The following is a 16,820-nucleotide window of genomic DNA, read 5'->3' on the forward strand; positions in this document are numbered from 1 at the left end:
GGTTAGCGATTGATAATGACGGTAACAAGCATGTTAGACAATGTTTTGAGAATTGCCACACGCCAAAGCCCTCTCGCGCTCTGGCAGGCACATTATGTGAAGCAGCGCCTGGAAGCCTGCCACAGCGGATTGCGCGTCGAGCTGGTGCCGATGGTCACGCGCGGTGACGTGATCCTCGATACGCCGCTGGCGAAAGTGGGCGGCAAAGGCCTGTTCGTCAAAGAACTGGAACTGGCATTGCTTGAGAACCGCGCCGATATCGCCGTACATTCGATGAAAGACGTGCCCGTCGAGTTCCCGGAGGGGCTGGGGCTGGTGACCATCTGCGAGCGCGAAGATCCGCGCGATGCGTTTGTCTCTAACCGCTATGACTCGCTCGACGCGCTGCCAGCGGGTAGCGTGGTTGGCACGTCCAGTTTACGCCGTCAGTGTCAGCTGGCGGAGCGTCGTCCCGATCTGATCATTCGCTCGCTGCGCGGTAACGTCGGCACGCGTCTGGGCAAGCTGGATAACGGCGATTACGATGCCATTATTCTCGCCGTTGCCGGCCTGAAGCGTCTGGGGCTGGAGGAACGTATTCGCGTGGCGCTGCCGCCAGAGCTGTCGCTGCCGGCTGTTGGTCAGGGTGCTGTCGGCATCGAGTGCCGCCTGGACGATGCACGTACCCGCGCGCTGCTTGCTCCACTGAATCATGACGAAACCGCTACCCGCGTAAAAGCGGAGCGGGCGATGAATACCCGCCTCGAAGGCGGGTGCCAGGTTCCGATTGGCAGCTATGCTGAATTGACGAATGGCGAACTGTGGCTGCGCGCGCTGGTAGGCGCCCCGGACGGTTCGCAGATGGTACGCGGCGAACGTCGCGGAAAAGCGCAAGATGCCGAGCAGCTTGGCGTGTCGCTGGCGGAAGAATTGCTGGATAACGGCGCCCGCGAGATTCTGGCTGACGTTTACAATGGAGAACCCCCTGCATGAGTATTCTCGTCACCCGCCCTTCTCCCGCAGGAGAGCAGTTAGTGAGCCGTCTGCGCACACTGGGGCAGGTGGCCTGGAGTTTTCCGCTCATTGAATTCTCCCCCGGTCGCGAGCTCTCTGCGCTCGCCGACCAGATGAATACCCTTCAGGACGGTGACCTGCTGTTTGCGCTGTCGCAGCATGCCGTGGAATTTGCCCACGCACAGCTGCAGCAGCAGGGACTGGCGTGGCCAACCGCCCCCCGCTATTTCGCGATTGGCCGTAGAACGGCACTGGCACTTCATACCGTAAGCAGCGCGGACGTTCGTTACCCGTTAGATCGGGAAATCAGTGAAGTCTTGCTACAATTACCTGAATTACAAACTGTTGCCGGCAAGCGTGCGCTCATTTTGCGTGGCAATGGGGGCCGCGAGCTGCTGGGCGAAACGCTGCGTGAACGTGGTGCGAACGTGACGTTCGTTGAGTGCTATCAGCGCTGTGCAAAACACTACGATGGTGCGGAAGAGGCGATGCGCTGGCACGCGCGAGGCATCAATACGCTGGTGGTGACCAGCGGTGAAATGTTACAACAGCTTTGGGCGCTGATACCGCTTTGGTATCGCGAAAACTGGTTACTCCGCTGTCGGCTTCTGGTCGTCAGTGAGCGTCTGGCGAACCAGGCCCGGGAACTGGGCTGGCAGGATATTCGGATCGCTGATAACGCCGACAACGATGCGCTGCTGCGCGCATTACAATAACTCTCAAATGGGAAGCCATAATGACGGAACACGACAAATCCTCCGCCGTGGTTGAAGAGACCAGGGAGACTGTGGAGACGACGCCACAGCCAGAGACGACTGAGAAAACCGCTGAGAAGAAAAACGGCAGCAACAAAACAAGCCTCACGCTGAGCGCGATTGCCATCGCCATTGCGCTGGCAGCGGGGGTTGGCCTGTACGGGCTGGTGAAGCAACAGAGCGCTAACCAGACATCTACCAGCGACGCGCTGGTGAATCAGCTCACTGCCCTGCAAAAAGAGCAGGAGACGCAGAAAACCGAGCTGGAAGCCGTGATTAAGCAGCAGGCCGCGGCGCTCGCCGAAGCGAACAGCAAACAGGAAGAGCTGACCAAACAGCTGGGTGAAGTACAGCAGAAAGTCGCCACCATTTCCGGCACCGATGCCAAAACCTGGCTGCTCTCGCAGGCTGACTTCCTGGTGAAGCTCGCCGGACGTAAGCTCTGGAGCGATCAGGACGTCACCACCGCTGCCGCGCTGCTGAAAAGCGCCGATGCAAGCCTGGCGGACATGAACGACCCAAGCCTTATTACCGCCCGTCGCGCGATTACCGAAGACATCGCCAGCCTCTCCGCCGTCTCGCAGGTGGATTACGACGGCATTATCCTTAAAGTGAATCAGCTGTCGAATCAGATTGATAACCTGCAGCTGGCGGATAATAACGACGACGACTCCCCGATGGATTCCGACGGTACCGAGCTTTCAAGCTCCCTGAGCGAATGGCGCATTAACCTGCAAAAAAGCTGGCAGAACTTTATGGACAGCTTTATCACTGTCCGCCGTCGTGACGAAACTGCCGTACCGCTGCTCGCACCGAACCAGGACATCTATCTGCGCGAGAACATTCGTTCCCGCCTGCTGGTCGCTGCCCAGGCCGTGCCGCGTCATCAGGAAGAGACCTACAAACAGGCGCTGGATAACGTCTCAACGTGGGTACGCGCCTACTACAACACCGATGATGCGACGACCACCGCCTTCCTCGAAGACATTGATAAGCTCAGCCAGCAGAACATCACCATGAACGTGCCGGATAAGCTGGCCAGCCAGCCGATTCTGGAGAAATTGATGCAGACGCGCGTACGTAACCTGCTGGCACAGCCGGGCGTACCGGCAGAGCAGACGAGCGGAGCGGCTCCAGCTACGGCTCCTGCGCCTGAAAGCGCACCGCAGGGAGAGTAATGATGCTAAAAGTCCTCTTACTCTTCATCCTGCTGATCGCCGGGATCGTCCTGGGGCCTATGCTTGCGGGTCATCAGGGTTACGTCCTGATCCAGACCGATAACTACAACATTGAAACCAGCGTAACGGGTCTGACGATCATTCTGATCCTCGGCGTGGTGGTGCTGTTTGCGATCGAGTGGATCCTGCGCCGTATTTTCCGTACCGGTGCCCATACCCGCGGTTGGTTCGTTGGCCGTAAGCGCCGCCGCGCCCGTAAACAGACCGAGCAGGCGCTGCTTAAGCTCGCAGAGGGTGATTATCAGCAGGTTGAAAAGCTGATGTCGAAAAACGCCGACCACGCCGAACAGCCGGTGGTGAACTATCTGCTGGCGGCCGAAGCAGCGCAGCAGCGCGGTGACGAAGCCCGCGCTAATCAGCACCTGGAGCGAGCGGCTGAGCTGGCTCACGGCGACCCGGTTCCGGTGGAAATCACGCGCGTTCGTCTGCAGCTGGCACGCAATGAGAATCACGCGGCTCGCCACGGTATCGACCGTCTGCTGGAAGTCGCGCCGCGTCATCCGGAAGTGCTGCGTCTTGCCGAGCAGGCCTATATTCGTACCGGCGCCTGGGGTTCGCTGCTGGACATCATTCCATCGATGGCGAAGGCCGAGGTGGGCGACGATGAACATCGTGACGAGCTTCAGCGTCTGGCGTGGATAGGCCTGATGGATCAGGCGCGCGCTGACCTGGGCAGCGACGGTCTGAAAACATGGTGGAAGAATCAGAGCCGTAAAACGCGCCAGCAGGTTCCTCTGCAGGTGGCGATGGCGGAACATCTCATCGAGTGTGACGATCACGACACGGCTCAGGAGATCCTCCTCGACGGTCTGAAGCGCCAGTACGACGATCGCCTGGTGATGGTGATCCCGCGCCTGAAAACCAACAATCCTGAGCAAATCGAAAAAGTGCTGCGTCAGCAGATTAAAACCGTTGGCGATCGCCCGCTGCTATGGAGCACGCTCGGCCAGTCGTTGATGAAGCACGGCGAATGGCAGGAGGCGAGCCTCGCCTTCCGCGCCGCGCTCAAGCAGCGTCCGGATGCCTTCGACTACGCATGGCTTGCCGATACGCTGGACAAGCAGCATAAGCCGGAAGAGGCGGCCGCCATGCGCCGTGATGGGCTGTTGCTGACGCTGCAAAATAACGGTACGCAGCAGTAATTCATCAGGAGGCCAGATGGCCTCCTTTTTTTATCGCCTTTCTCCTGCTACATTCTTTACACCCGCATCTGCAAACGAACCCGCCAATGTAACGATGTCTTTTCATTAACTTTTTTTCATACACGCGCACTTGCTGCAGCGTGGACTAAATCGTTTTTGAAAGGAAATCGTCATGAACTCGCTTTTATATACGCTTATTGAAGCGCTGCGTTGCCACCGCTGGCTGCGCCTGCTTGCCTGTGCTTTTATCTTTTCTTCGCTGGGGAATGGCTTAACCCAGGTTGTGGTCTTCGGCTTGCTGTTAGCATGGTCAGCTCCGCCCGCTCTGCTCACCCTTGCTTTTCTTTTCGCGACGGTACCGGGATTTATCGGCAGTACGATCGGCGAAAAGCTATGCTCACGCTGGTCTCCGATATCCCTGCTGATACTGACCGAAGGGCTGGGCCTGCTCGCCCTGCTCTTTCCCCTGCTTGGTGTGGGTTATCACAGCGTTGCCGCATTACTCGCCGTACAATCCACAGAAGCGCTGCTCAGCGGGATGAGCTGGCCCGCGCTGACGTTGCTCTTTAAGCGCGGACTTAGCGAAGCAGAGCTGCCTGCTGCGACCTGTCTGGAAAATGTGATTTTTGCTTCGCAGGTATTGTTAGGGACTGGTCTGGGCGTGGTGCTGTTCCAGAAGACGTCCGTGTTTACCCTGCTGGCCATTGATGCCGCCAGCTTTCTCGGGTCACTGCTCATGCTATGGCTGGCTGGACGCCGGTTTTCTGCGCCATCACTCCCGTCCTCCGGGGAAGAGGAAGCCCCTGCGGCATTACGCTGGCGGACGTTGACCGTTCGGCAGAAACGCAGTCTGCTCCTTCTGCCGTCGCTGGCGGCCGTCGGCTCACCGGCTATGGCGCTGCTTCCGGCGCTGGCACAGCAAATCCATCCTCAGGATGCAGCGGGCCTTGCTCTGCCGCTGCTTTTCGCAAGAAGCATGGGTCAGCTTTGCGGTCCCATGCTGCTAAAGAAAGAGAGCCTAACGCGTTTTGTCGCTCACACGCCGCGCATCATTGTTTGTCTCGGCATCTTTCTGGCCGCTTACGGAACGCTACCGTTGTTGTCCGGATGGATGGCATGTGCACTGGGGGCGATCTTTATCGCACATCTGGCCTCGAATATTCTCTTCGCAGCCGGGACGTTTGGGGTACTCAGTAGTTTTCATCTCACGCAAACCGCTTCAGCCAGTGGGAAAGCCTGGCGCTGGCAAACGCTCAGCGCCTCTCTTTTCACCGGCATCGCTGCGGCAGTGGCTGCCGGGTTTGGCTCAGTAACGGCACTCTATGCCGTCTCGTCAACGGCCCTGGTGATGGTTGCCCTGATCGTACGTCGGTATCAGGAATAAGGCATAAAAAAACGCCTGCTATAAAAGCAGGCGTTAAAACAGGTCTGTAAGACAACATATTTGGTGCTTCACTCAACGTTATGTCCATGGTGTCTGATGAGGCCGAAGCGACATCTGTCAGTGGACGATAAGCACCGTAAATGGCTCTGCGTCATTCCTGAGTTTATGAGGCACGAAGGCGAACATAAGAGATGGAATGAGCATCTACACGCATATTATTGCACGTAACGTGCCAACATGACACCCAGAAATTTTACATGACGCAACATTTTAAGATAACAGGAAATTATGCCGTTAAGCGCCGTCTTAGGCCCTACAACGTATTGGTAAGAATTGAAATCTGTCGCCAGGAGGAGACAGCAAAATGGAAGTATGAGTAATTCTTTTATTTTCAATGGATTGTATGTCGCTGAATCGCGACAATGAAACCGGACGCTGTCGGGGAATCACTACAGGGATGAAGAATGGCAGAAAACAAAAAACCCCGCCGAAGCGGGGTTCAAAATTGGTCGGCGAGAGAGGATTCGAACCTCCGACCCACTGGTCCCAAACCAGTTGCGCTACCAAGCTGCGCTACTCGCCGATGTACTGCTTTTTTGAATTTTTAGTTCAATTCATTTAAAAAGTCGTGGTGCGAGGGGGGGGACTCGAACCCCCACATCCTAAGGACACTAACACCTGAAGCTAGCGCGTCTACCAATTCCGCCACCTTCGCAATTCACAACTCTTTCAATAATGGGGTGGCTAATGGGATTCGAACCCACGACAACTGGAATCACAATCCAGGGCTCTACCAACTGAGCTATAGCCACCACTGTATTCTTTCACGCGGTACTGACTACTTCTCAGACCACCGCAGCTCTAGCGCCGGGACTAAAATGGCGCGCCCGACAGGATTCGAACCTGAGACCTCTGCCTCCGGAGGGCAGCGCTCTATCCAGCTGAGCTACGGGCGCTTAGCGCCGTTGCGGGGCTAGATATTACGTACCTCCGTCCCCGCTGTCTAGTGCTTTTTTGAAAAAAATGCGCGTTTGGTTATGGTTTGCACATTTTGCCGCTTATTCCTCCACTTTCTGCGTGGTGGCACGGCGACCCAGGCCAAAAAGCTTATAGGCAGCCGTCACGGCGGCCAGGAAGATCACCCCGACAAACAGCGACATGCGGGTATCTTCATTAAAGTACATTCCGATTAATACGCAAATCAGGAACGCCATCGTCAAATAGTTCGCATAGGGGAACAGAATTGAACGGAACGGATGGCTTTCAATCGCCTTTTTATGCGCATGACGGAAACGCAGCTGGCTGATGAGGATAACAAACCACGGCACCATGCCCGGAAGGACGCTGGCGCTGTAGACGTAAACGAACACCCGCTGCGGATTAGGAATGATGTAATTCAGGCAAGATCCAATCAGCAGGATTGCAATGGAGACCGCCACGCCCGCCACCGGCACCCCGGCACGTGAAACTTTACTCATTGTCGCAGGCAGCTGGTTATTCTTCGAGAGCGCATAGAGCATACGCCCACAGCTGTACATCCCACTGTTACAGCCTGACAACGCGGCCGTCAGGACCACAAAGTTGATGATGCCCGCCGCCGCCGTGATACCAATTTTGGCGAAGGTTAAAACAAACGGGCTGCCCGTCGAGCCTATTTCGTTCCACGGGAAGATGGTCACGATAACGAAGATGGCGCCCACATAGAAAATCAGGATGCGCCAAAGCACTTTGCCCACCGCGCTACGCAGCGTGACCTGTGGATTTTTCGCTTCACCGGCGGTAATACCGATCAGCTCTACGCCCTGGTACGACGCTACAACGATACACAGCGCCGTCAGGAAGCCCTTCCAGCCGCCGGCAAAGAAGCCGCCGTTTTCGGTCAGGTTACCAAAGCCGATAGCATGTCCACCGTTGCCAAAGCCGAAGAAAATCACGCCCAGGCCGACGACAATCATCACGATGATGGTGGTGACTTTGATCATCGCAAACCAGAACTCGATCTCACCGTAAAGACGCACGGCGGCCAGGTTTGCCAGCGCCACCAGCCCCACGGCAATGAGCGCGGGTATCCACTGAGCCATATCCGGGAACCAGAACTGGACGTAGACCCCTATCGCGGTGATTTCTGAGATGCCCACCGCCATCCACATAAACCAGTATGACCAGGCCGTCAGGTAGCCGAAGAACGGGCTCATATAACGATGCGCGTAAACGGCGAAAGAGCCGGTTACCGGCTCCAGGAAGAGCATTTCGCCCATGGAACGCATGATGAAGAAAACAAACAGCCCGGCGATAATGTACGCCAGTAATACGGAAGGGCCTGCCCACTTGAGCGTGCTTGCGGAGCCCATAAACAGGCCCACGCCGATAGTGCCGCCCAGCGCTATCAGTTCAATATGACGAGCTTCCAGCCCACGCTGCAGCTCCGGTTTTTTCTCTGCCATAGATCCTCGATTGTGTTTGCTGTTTCCCGGCTTAAGACCGGGTATTGTTTTTTAGGGGGACTAAAATACGGAGCGAATGGTTTCTTAAAATCTGCCAAATGGCAAACGATGCATTAAAAAAATGAATGCATTGCACAGATTATCAGCAGTTTTGCAGGCGAGTTGCAGCGCGAATAGCATATCGCGCTACATTTTCATTACATTTTTCCGGTGTAATGCCAGACGAGGTAGCGAAGCAGACGGATCTGTCGTTTAATGCGTGTCGGTTGCGATAGCAGACGATACAACCACTCCAGCCCAAGATATTGCCAGACCGTTGGCGCACGCTTAACGTGGCCTGTAAAGACGTCGTACGTACCCCCTACGCCCATGTAGAGGGCATCCGGGCAGACCAGGCGGCAGTCACGCATCAGGATCTCCTGGCGCGGGGACCCCATCGCCACGGTGACAATCTTTGCCCCACTGTCACGAACGCGCTCAAACAGCGTCTGCCGATCTTCCGGTTTGAAGTAACCATCCTGGCTGCCGACAATATTAACATTCCATTGACGACGCAGTTTCTCCTCCGTCTGGGCCAGTATCTCCTGCTTCCCGCCAATCAGGAACACGGGCGTACCCTGCGCGCCTGCGCGGGCCATAAACTGCTCCCAGAGATCGGCCCCCGCGACGCGGGAAACATTAGCGTCAGGATACTTTTTACGGATAGAGCGAACCACGCTGATCCCGTCCGCGTATTTAAATTCGGCCGCTTCAATCAGGCTTTTGACTTCCGCGTTATCCTCAACCGCCAGCATTTTTTCCGCGTTGATGGCCACCAGCGTACCGGATTTCATCTGGCCGTCGGCGAACAGAAAGTCCAGCGCGTGCTGCATGTCGCGCCAGCCAATAAGCTGCAGGCCACGTAGCGCATAGCGCGGTGCAGAAATTCTATCAGTCATTACTATCCTTACTCAGACTTGCGACAGCGTTGTGCTGCCCTGCCGCTCGCGCTTGTGCACAAGCCCGGCGCTGTCAAACAGCCAGTACAACAGTTTGGCCAGTAACAGGCAGACGCCGAAAACAACCATGAAGAACACTACGCGCGAAACGAACGAGTCCAGCCCTTCGCGCGCCAGAACGATCATATTGAAAATGGCACCAAAGCAGAAACTGTGCAAAATGGCCGCTTTATAGCGGTTGGTCTCTTCGTTGCCACGCACGTAAAGCCAGTCGAACCACTTGATGATCAGCCCCACGGCAACCGCCCCGGGCAGAATGAACCACGCCCCGCCCATCACCACCAGGGAACCGATCAGCGTGGGTGAAATTGCCAGACCGGAATGGTTGTTCAGCACTTCCCAGGTAAAATAGTTCGCGGTATTGAGCACCACACCAGGGCGGTCCGGCCATAGCCAGGAAGGGATAAAGACGTAGAAGTCGCGAACAATCGGCGCCAGCCCCTGGAAATCAATCTTGTCGTAGTTTTGCAGCAGCAATGCCAGGTTTTCCCACGGCGAGAACGTATCGCGCGTGAGGTAGAGGAACGTATAAAACGCCTCATCACCCGCCACGTTCATTCCGTACCGCTTCAGCGCCAGCCAGAACATCCCCACGATGCCAAACACGCCTGCCGCAACCAGCATCCACAGTGAGATCCAGCCGCGGATGATGCCGATAAACAGGAAGATGGCGAAGGCGATGATAATGTTCGCGCGCGTGCCGCCCACAATCATGTAGGTCAGGATGCCAAACGCGACGGTACTCACCAGGAAGAACAGCCACGCTTTGCTGTCCTGGCGCAGGAAGAAGATCACCAGCATCGCCGGGATGAAGAAGTAGAAGAAACGCTTAAGCGCCACGCCCGAAACCTCGGCCGAAAAAATCTGGCTGTAGGAGTGAAGCTTAAACAGCAGGAAGCCGTTATGCATGAAGAAGATGCCGACGCTGACCAGGGCGATGGTCATCAGCATCACCCATGTCAGATGTGTTTCCACCCTATTCATGTTAAAGAGCGCCCGACGCGGGGCAGCTGTCTGCGCTGAACGCAGACGCGTTTTATAGGTGACGTAGTAGACCGCATAGAAGCAGGTCGCCGCCAGAAGCGCCTGGAGCAGAATGTCCGGCGGCGCGACGCTCACGTCAAAACGGAAGACCAGAATGCTGGTGAGCGGGAAGCCGAAAAAGAACGTCAGCAGGAACAGTAACGAGAAGAAGACGTTAAAGTTGAAGCGCACCCGGCGGAATTCAAACCAGGTGAGCGTGGCGATAAACAGGGCGCTCAGAAGCCAGACAACCAGTAAGCCGCTGAATTGCAACTGACTCATGCTTTGTCTCCTGAAGCGATACGCAGCGCGCGGTGCCACGGCGTGAGGTAATTCGGGCTGAAAAAATCGATGCTGTTTTTATCCACCAGCGTGAGCTGACGTTGAGCTTCACGTACCACCTCGACGTTCAGCGTGTCTGAGGTAAACAGCACCGAAATATGCTGCTCGGCCATGTCCTGCCAGAACGGGTTATCGCGGTTGAGCACGCACGGTACCCCCGCCTGAATCAGCAGACACAGTGTGCCAATTCCCTGCTGCCGGGCAAAGATGAAATAGCCGAGATCGCATTTTCTCAGCAGTGCGAGATATTCCTCAAATTCCAGCTTCTCGCTGAGGATGTGCAGATTTTCTGCGCTAAACAGCGCCAGTCCCTGCTGGCGAACCTCGTCAATGTAGGCATCGTTGTTGGCGGGATAGCCCATCGGCACCACCACGTTCACCGTGTCGCCAAACTGCTGATACACCGCCCTGAGCGCCGCGACATGTTCGTTACTGCGATCGCCGGAATTCCCCACCAGGATCGTCAGCTTGCCTTCACGCACCGCGTCATTGGCCATGGCGTTCAGCGCCGGATCCATGCGGGTGGGGAAATAAAGCAACTCGCCGCGCACGTTGGGGTGCTGTTTAGCAAAATAGTTGAGATCGCCGCGGGTAGCAAAAACGCAGCCCACGCGCCCCTGCGCCATGCGGCGCAATGGATAGAAAAGACGGAATTTCCAGCCGCGGGAGACTTCATAAAGATCGGCTCCCCAGATATGCCAGCTGCACTGGGAGGGTTTAATCCCTCCGCTGAGAAGCGCCAGCCACAGGCCGGTGTTAAACTGCCCGTGGAAGAAGAATCGTTGCTCGCGGTCGGCTTTCGCCCTGGCAACGACCGCCTTTGCCAGCGTGGCCTTATCTGGCCAGAAGCGAATCGTCAGCGCCGGAAACGCCTCGCTCAGGCCCTTATCCTGACCTGCAACCATAAACTCACGCGCATCAGGATCCCCCGATGCCAGCTCGTCGTTGAAGAACCGCAAAACGGTCTGGTTATGGTGTGGGATATCCGATCCCAGGATGTGAATCAGTGCAGTCATGCGCGTTTACGCCACAATAAAAATACACCGCAACAGGCGGCGAAATAAACGATATAGGTTGCCATGTAGGCCTGAGCCGCCCCCAGCGCGCCGTGCGCGGGTATCAGCCAGTGCGAGAACGAGGTCAGTAATGCAAACTGGCTAATTTCCGCCAGGATATACAGCCGCAGGGAGGCTTTTGCTATCACCAGATAGCCGAAAACGTAAGCCCCCACTTTCAGTACATCACCCACCAGCTGCCAGGCAAAGAGATCGCGCATGGCGATGAATTTCGCCGAAAACAGCAGCCAGATGGCGACATCGCGCAATAGCCAGACGGTAAAGCTGGCAGCCGCAACCGCCGGCAATACAAAGCGCAGCGACCGGAAAATCTCACGCGTAATATCCTGTCTGGAGGTCAAACGCGATAAGGTTGGCAGCAAATAAACGCTAAAGGAAGCCGTAATAAACTGGAGATAGGCGTCGGAAATACTGCTTACGCCCTGCCAGATCCCCACTTCATCCCAGCTATAATGCGCCGCAAGCAGGTTACGCATCATCACGTAGGCCACCGGCAGCGTGACGGAGGTGATGAGCGCCATCAGGGTAAATTTACCCAGCTGGCTGGCAAGCAGCGTGTCCCATTGCGGCTTGAGGAAGCTCAGGGGGATGACGCCCCGACGCATCAGCATAAATGCCGCAGGCACAACCACCAGCGCCGGAACCAGCGCCAGCCCCAGCAGTGCGCCTTCGTAGCCCCCCAGGCGATAGCAGAAATAATAGGCAATCACGCCGATAACGCTGCCCAGGATTAACGCAATCGCGTTCCCGGCCGCATCACGAAACCCTTTCATCAGCGCCAGCAGCAGGTTAGCCCAGGCAATCCCCATCTGCACCAATGCGACCAGACGCACCAGCCCCTGATAGTGGGTGTGACCGAATAATCCCTGGCTGATGGGCGCCGCCGCCAGCAGAAAGATAATCGCCATCAGGGTCGAAAAACCCGTGACCATCGCCGAGGAGGTGCCCACGACCCTGCGAAGCTGGGCCGCATCATCATGATACTGCGCAACGTATTTGGTCACGCCGTTGAAGATACCGGCACCGGCCAGCACCCCAAGGACGGTGACAAGCTGGCGGAAATTACCCGCCAGCCCCACGCCAGAGGGGCCAAATGAGACAGCCAGCAGCTTGACGACCAGCAGCCCGGCGCCAATTTTTACAAGCGTGGACGCGGCGGTCCACACCGATGCTTTTGCCAGAGACATATCAGCCGAAATAGCTCAGAAGGGTATTAATCACCGTACGCTGGTTAACTGGCGCGAGGTTGTAGAACAGTGGCAGACGAAGCAACCGCTCACTTTCTTTGGTGGTGTAACGGTCTTCACCCGCGAAGGTTCCAAACGCTTCGCCCGCCGGGCTGGAGTGCAGCGGAATATAGTGGAACACCGCCATAATTTCGGCTTCTTTCAGCCAGGCGATAAGCTCGCTCCGGTCGTCGTTATCGCGCAGCTTGATGTAGAACATGTGCGCGTTGTGGCCGCAATCTGCCGGGATAGTCGGCAGCTCAATACGCCCGGCTTTGGCCAGAGGCTCAAGCGCATCGTAATAGGTTTGCCACAGGGAGAGGCGCTGCAGGTTGATGCGATCCGCGGCTTCCAGCTGCGCCCACAGGTACGCGGCCTGCAGATCCGCCATCAGATAGCTGGAGCCAATATCGCGCCAGGTGTATTTGTCTACCTGGCCGCGGAAGAACTGACTGCGGTTGGTGCCTTTTTCGCGGATCACCTCCGCACGCTCCACGAGCGCCCGGTCGTTAATCAGCGTCGCGCCACCTTCTCCGCCAGCCGTGTAGTTTTTGGTTTCGTGGAAGCTAAAGCAGCCGATATGGCCGATGGTACCCAGCGCGCGTCCCTTGTAGGTCGACATCACGCCCTGGGCGGCATCTTCCACCACAAACAGGTTATGTTTTTTGGCGATGGCCATGATGGTGTCCATTTCACAGGCCACGCCCGCGTAGTGAACCGGCACGATCGCGCGCGTTTTGTCGGTGATCGCCGCTTCAATCAGCGTCTCATCAATATTCATGGTATCCGGGCGGATATCCACAAAGACGATTTTCGCCCCGCGCAGGACAAACGCGTTCGCCGTGGAAACGAAGGTGTAGCTCGGCATGATCACTTCATCGCCGGGCTGGATATCCAGCAGCAGCGCGGCCATTTCCAGCGATGCCGTACAGGACGGGGTCAGCAGCACTTTGGCGCTGCGAAAACGCTGCTCCATCCACTGCTGACAGCGACGGGTAAAACCGCCGTCACCGCAGAGTTTGCCGCTGCCCATGGCAGACTGCATATAGTCGAGTTCCGTTCCGACGACGGGTGGTGCGTTAAATGGAATCATCTTGTCACCTGTATAACCAGTAGGCGGTGGCGTCGATGTTGGCACCACTCGCAATATAACGTTTAAGCGCGGCGGTATTGCCCACCTGGGTCGCCACCCGCAGCGTCTCAACCTGCTGCTGCTGCGCCCAGTGCAGCGCCGCCTGCATGAGCTTCTCACCCATGCCACGCCCGGCTAATAAGCCAATACGCGCCTCGCGCGCGTTGAGCTTGCGAAGCGAGACGAACCCCTGGAGTTGACCGTCCCCTGCGCGGAAAACCAGGCAGACGTGATCAAAGGTGCCTTTAACCGCATTCTCTATCCACTGGGCATAGAAACGTCCGCTATCGTCAGGTGCATACCAGGGCGTACGAAAGCGACTCTGCGCAAACGCCTGAGCCGCCATCTGACGCAGCACGGGAATATACTGCTCGGTTGCCATTTCCGCACCGGGTGCATCGTGCCGGGTGAGGGTTATGGAAAGGTCTGCCTCACCTTCAACCAGCTGAAAGCCGCGTTGCTGGAGCGCGTCAAGCAGGTCGGTACGGTCCGCCGGGATCTTCGCCTGAATCCGTTGCCAGGCGTTCAAATCTGATTCAGCCAGTACCGGCGCATCATCGCGCAGGCGCACAATGGCCGACGGCAGGCCGAAAAAGGCACTCTCCCACTGCAGGGGCTCAAGTACCCCGTTCAGGCTGTTCAACGCCAGACGCCTTTGGTATCAACCACATACTGCTGACGCACCGCATCACCAGGCGTCGCTTTAAACGCTTTATGATCCACCAGCAGCACCAGTACGTCCGCCGTCGCCAGCGCCTCATCCAGCGCTGTCAGCGTGCAATGCCCCGCCAGTTTTGCCGGCAGTTCATGAATATTCGGCTCAACCACCAGCGTTTCACCCTTGTGCCATTCGGCAATCATCTGAGCAATTTCCATCGCCGGGCTTTCACGCAGGTCGTCAATATTCGGTTTGAAGGCCAGACCAAAGCAGGCAATTTTCAGCTCGCTGGCGCGCTTGCCGCTCTCTGCCAGACAATCCGCTACCGTGGTTTTGACCTGATTGAGCACCCAGTGAGGTTTGCTGTCATTGACTTCACGCGCGGTGCGAATCAGGCGCGCCTGCGCTGGGTTCTGCGCCACAATAAACCACGGATCGACGGCGATACAGTGTCCACCCACGCCCGGGCCTGGCTGGAGAATGTTGACGCGCGGATGGCGGTTCGCCAGGCTAATCAACTCCCAGACGTTAATCCCCTGATCGGCGCAGATCAGCGACAGTTCGTTCGCAAAGGCGATATTGACGTCGCGGAAGCTGTTTTCCGTCAGCTTACACATCTCGGCGGTACGGGAGTTGGTCACCACGCATTCGCCTTCCAGGAAAATCTTGTACAGCGCGCTGGCGCGTTCGGAACAGACGGGCGTCATACCGCCAATGACGCGGTCGTTTTTAATCAGTTCGACCATAACCTGGCCCGGGAGTACGCGCTCCGGGCAGTAGGCGATATTGATATCTGCCTGCTCCCCCGCCTGCTGTGGGAAGCTTAAATCAGGGCGCGCGTCGGCCAGCCACTGCGCCATCTGCTCGGTAGCGCCGACGGGAGAGGTCGATTCCAGAATCACCAGCGCCCCTTTCTTCAGCACAGGGGCAATGGACTTCGCCGCCGCCTCGACGTAGACCATGTCGGGTTCATGGTCGCCTTTAAAGGGCGTTGGAACGGCAATCAGATAGGCATCCGCTTCAACGGGCGTCGTGCTGGCACGCAGGAAGCCGCCCTCCACCGCCTCTTTCACTACACGATCCAGATCGGGCTCGACAATATGAATTTCGCCACGGTTAATGGTTTCCACCGCGCGGGCGTTGATATCCACACCGACAACCTGTTTCTGACGAGAGGCAAACGCCGCCGCGGTGGGCAAGCCAATGTAGCCAAGACCAATGACAGAGATGGTAGTAAAACTCATAGCGATACCCGATTGTTTTTAAGTGCATGCAAAATACGGCCACAAGCCTGCCCGTCTCCATACGGATTATGGGCCCGGCTCATCGCCTGATACGTTTCATCGTCATGCAGAAGGCGCGAGACCTCTTCGACGATGAGCTGCGCGTTGGTGCCAACCAGACGCACCGTCCCGGCTTTCACCGCTTCCGGACGTTCGGTGGTTTCACGCATCACCAGCACCGGCTTGCCAAGAGAAGGCGCTTCTTCCTGAATGCCGCCGGAATCGGTAAGGATCAGCCAGGCATGGTTCATCAGCCAGACAAACGGCAGGTAGTCCTGCGGTTCAATCAAAAGGACATTTTCCACATGACCCAGGATGCGGTTAACCGGTTCGCTGACGTTAGGATTGAGATGGACCGGATAGACAATCTGCACATCGTCGTTCTGCGCGGCGATTTCAGCCAGCGCGTGACAGATTTGCTCAAATCCCCGGCCAAAGCTTTCGCGTCGGTGGCCCGTCACCAGTATGGTTTTTTTACCGTTGTGCAGGAAGGGATAGCGGGCAGCGAGTTCTTTCTTAAGATCGTCGTTTGCGAGGACGCGGTCACGTACCCAAATTAACGCATCGATGACCGTATTGCCGGTCACAAAGATTTTGTTATCGGCGATATTTTCACGCAGCAGGTTCTGACGCGAGTTTTCCGTTGGCGCAAAGTGGTACATCGCCAGGTGGCCCGTTAGCGTGCGGTTGGCTTCCTCCGGCCACGGCGAATACAGATTGCCGGTACGCAGACCCGCCTCGACATGCCCCACGGGAATACGTTGATAAAACGCGGCCAGGCTGGTCGCCACGGTCGTGGTGGTATCTCCGTGTACCAGCACCACGTCAGGCTTGAATGTCTCCAGGATCGGCTTGAGATCTTGCAGTATGCGACAGGTTATCTCCGTCAACCCTTGCCCCGGTTTCATAATATTAAGGTCGTAATCCGGGACGATGGAAAAGAGCGTTAAGACCTGGTCAAGCATCTCACGGTGCTGGGCCGTGACGCAGACTTTCGCTTCAATATCAGGATCGCTGGCCAGGGCATGAACCAGAGGTGCCATCTTAATGGCCTCCGGCCTGGTGCCAAATACGGTTAGTACTTTCACATCGATTCTCTTCGATTAGGCGATGAAGGCCGCAGCCT

The 16,820-nt window shown here is 56.8% G+C and carries 14 protein-coding genes and 4 tRNA genes; 5 read left to right on the top strand and 13 right to left on the bottom strand.

The annotated features are described in order from the left end of the window. The first annotated feature begins 30 nt into the window (after window positions 1–30). The 5 genes from hemC to KGP25_RS23460 all read left to right on the top strand — a co-directional run bounded on the left by hemC (window position 31) and on the right by KGP25_RS23460 (window position 5,512). Window positions 31–972 (top strand): hydroxymethylbilane synthase, encoded by a 942-nt coding sequence (hemC, locus tag KGP25_RS23440; protein WP_164712111.1) that lies wholly within the window; start codon window positions 31–33, stop codon window positions 970–972. Continuing rightward, window positions 969–1,709 (top strand): uroporphyrinogen-III synthase, encoded by a 741-nt coding sequence (hemD, locus tag KGP25_RS23445; RefSeq protein ID WP_223539679.1) that lies wholly within the window; start codon window positions 969–971, stop codon window positions 1,707–1,709. The genes hemC and hemD overlap by 4 nt, the downstream gene beginning before the upstream one ends. Before the next feature lie 20 nt (window positions 1,710–1,729). Next, the gene (gene hemX / locus KGP25_RS23450) at window positions 1,730–2,926 is read left to right on the top strand and encodes a uroporphyrinogen-III C-methyltransferase (protein WP_196353185.1); all 1,197 of its coding nucleotides are present in this window, start codon (window positions 1,730–1,732) and stop codon (window positions 2,924–2,926) included. A gap of 2 nt (window positions 2,927–2,928) precedes the next feature. Continuing rightward, window positions 2,929–4,128 carry a protoheme IX biogenesis protein HemY gene (gene hemY, locus KGP25_RS23455; protein WP_223540607.1) on the top strand — a complete coding sequence of 400 codons (1,200 nt, stop codon included), beginning with the start codon at window positions 2,929–2,931 and terminating at the stop codon, window positions 4,126–4,128. Between the two features lie 172 nt (window positions 4,129–4,300). Continuing rightward, window positions 4,301–5,512: an MFS transporter gene (locus KGP25_RS23460; protein WP_223539680.1), complete on the top strand. Its 1,212-nt coding sequence runs from the start codon at window positions 4,301–4,303 to the stop codon at window positions 5,510–5,512. A 506-nt stretch (window positions 5,513–6,018) separates the two neighbouring features. On the opposite strand, the gene KGP25_RS23465 is transcribed toward KGP25_RS23460, so the two are convergent. The 13 genes from KGP25_RS23465 to wecB all read right to left on the bottom strand — a co-directional run bounded on the left by KGP25_RS23465 (window position 6,019) and on the right by wecB (window position 16,782). Next, window positions 6,019–6,095: transfer RNA gene (locus tag KGP25_RS23465), tRNA-Pro, on the bottom strand. Window positions 6,096–6,141: 46 nt separating this feature from the next. Continuing rightward, window positions 6,142–6,227, bottom strand: a tRNA-Leu gene (locus KGP25_RS23470). Between the two features lie 21 nt (window positions 6,228–6,248). Next, window positions 6,249–6,324, bottom strand: a tRNA-His gene (locus KGP25_RS23475). A 67-nt stretch (window positions 6,325–6,391) separates the two neighbouring features. After that, window positions 6,392–6,468, bottom strand: a tRNA-Arg gene (locus tag KGP25_RS23480). 102 nt (window positions 6,469–6,570) lie between these two features. After that, the gene (locus tag KGP25_RS23485) at window positions 6,571–7,956 is read right to left on the bottom strand and encodes an amino acid permease (RefSeq protein ID WP_063622982.1); all 1,386 of its coding nucleotides are present in this window, start codon (window positions 7,954–7,956) and stop codon (window positions 6,571–6,573) included. Window positions 7,957–8,153: 197 nt separating this feature from the next. Then, complete coding sequence (gene wecG, locus KGP25_RS23490) at window positions 8,154–8,894, bottom strand: lipopolysaccharide N-acetylmannosaminouronosyltransferase (protein WP_223539681.1); 741 nt, start codon at window positions 8,892–8,894, stop codon at window positions 8,154–8,156. A gap of 12 nt (window positions 8,895–8,906) precedes the next feature. Then, window positions 8,907–10,259, bottom strand: a complete 1,353-nt coding sequence (gene wzyE / locus KGP25_RS23495) for an ECA oligosaccharide polymerase (RefSeq protein ID WP_048226907.1) — start codon at window positions 10,257–10,259, stop codon at window positions 8,907–8,909. Beyond that, window positions 10,256–11,335 carry a TDP-N-acetylfucosamine:lipid II N-acetylfucosaminyltransferase gene (locus tag KGP25_RS23500; RefSeq protein WP_223539682.1) on the bottom strand — a complete coding sequence of 360 codons (1,080 nt, stop codon included), beginning with the start codon at window positions 11,333–11,335 and terminating at the stop codon, window positions 10,256–10,258. The genes wzyE and KGP25_RS23500 overlap by 4 nt, the downstream gene beginning before the upstream one ends. Next, the gene (wzxE, locus tag KGP25_RS23505; protein ID WP_223539683.1) at window positions 11,332–12,582 is read right to left on the bottom strand and encodes a lipid III flippase WzxE; all 1,251 of its coding nucleotides are present in this window, start codon (window positions 12,580–12,582) and stop codon (window positions 11,332–11,334) included. The genes KGP25_RS23500 and wzxE overlap by 4 nt, the downstream gene beginning before the upstream one ends. 1 nt (window position 12,583) lies before the next feature. Further along, complete coding sequence (rffA, locus tag KGP25_RS23510; RefSeq protein ID WP_196347461.1) at window positions 12,584–13,714, bottom strand: dTDP-4-amino-4,6-dideoxygalactose transaminase; 1,131 nt, start codon at window positions 13,712–13,714, stop codon at window positions 12,584–12,586. A 4-nt stretch (window positions 13,715–13,718) separates the two neighbouring features. Further along, window positions 13,719–14,396, bottom strand: a complete 678-nt coding sequence (gene rffC, locus KGP25_RS23515; protein WP_223539684.1) for a dTDP-4-amino-4,6-dideoxy-D-galactose acyltransferase — start codon at window positions 14,394–14,396, stop codon at window positions 13,719–13,721. Next, window positions 14,393–15,655 carry a UDP-N-acetyl-D-mannosamine dehydrogenase gene (gene wecC, locus KGP25_RS23520; RefSeq protein ID WP_048226917.1) on the bottom strand — a complete coding sequence of 421 codons (1,263 nt, stop codon included), beginning with the start codon at window positions 15,653–15,655 and terminating at the stop codon, window positions 14,393–14,395. Before wecC ends, rffC begins: the two co-directional genes overlap by 4 nt. Beyond that, complete coding sequence (gene wecB / locus KGP25_RS23525) at window positions 15,652–16,782, bottom strand: UDP-N-acetylglucosamine 2-epimerase (non-hydrolyzing) (RefSeq protein ID WP_223539685.1); 1,131 nt, start codon at window positions 16,780–16,782, stop codon at window positions 15,652–15,654. The genes wecC and wecB overlap by 4 nt, the downstream gene beginning before the upstream one ends. Window positions 16,783–16,820: the final 38 nt, after the last annotated feature.

This window comes from Enterobacter sp. JBIWA003, assembly GCF_019968825.1.
GTDB lineage: Bacteria > Pseudomonadota > Gammaproteobacteria > Enterobacterales > Enterobacteriaceae > Enterobacter > Enterobacter quasiroggenkampii.

What these genes read in the sequence shown, in the direction of transcription:
- hemC (WP_164712111.1), top strand. Translation starts at nt 31, where the DNA reads ATGTTAGACAATGTTTTGAGAATTGCCACACGCCAAAGCCCTCTCGCG.
- hemD (WP_223539679.1), top strand. Translation starts at nt 969, where the DNA reads ATGAGTATTCTCGTCACCCGCCCTTCTCCCGCAGGAGAGCAGTTAGTG.
- hemX (WP_196353185.1), top strand. Translation starts at nt 1,730, where the DNA reads ATGACGGAACACGACAAATCCTCCGCCGTGGTTGAAGAGACCAGGGAG.
- hemY (WP_223540607.1), top strand. Translation starts at nt 2,929, where the DNA reads ATGCTAAAAGTCCTCTTACTCTTCATCCTGCTGATCGCCGGGATCGTC.
- KGP25_RS23460 (WP_223539680.1), top strand. Translation starts at nt 4,301, where the DNA reads ATGAACTCGCTTTTATATACGCTTATTGAAGCGCTGCGTTGCCACCGC.
- KGP25_RS23485 (WP_063622982.1), bottom strand. Translation starts at nt 7,956, where the DNA reads ATGGCAGAGAAAAAACCGGAGCTGCAGCGTGGGCTGGAAGCTCGTCAT.
- wecG (WP_223539681.1), bottom strand. Translation starts at nt 8,894, where the DNA reads ATGACTGATAGAATTTCTGCACCGCGCTATGCGCTACGTGGCCTGCAG.
- wzyE (WP_048226907.1), bottom strand. Translation starts at nt 10,259, where the DNA reads ATGAGTCAGTTGCAATTCAGCGGCTTACTGGTTGTCTGGCTTCTGAGC.
- KGP25_RS23500 (WP_223539682.1), bottom strand. Translation starts at nt 11,335, where the DNA reads ATGACTGCACTGATTCACATCCTGGGATCGGATATCCCACACCATAAC.
- wzxE (WP_223539683.1), bottom strand. Translation starts at nt 12,582, where the DNA reads ATGTCTCTGGCAAAAGCATCGGTGTGGACCGCCGCGTCCACGCTTGTA.
- rffA (WP_196347461.1), bottom strand. Translation starts at nt 13,714, where the DNA reads ATGATTCCATTTAACGCACCACCCGTCGTCGGAACGGAACTCGACTAT.
- wecC (WP_048226917.1), bottom strand. Translation starts at nt 15,655, where the DNA reads ATGAGTTTTACTACCATCTCTGTCATTGGTCTTGGCTACATTGGCTTG.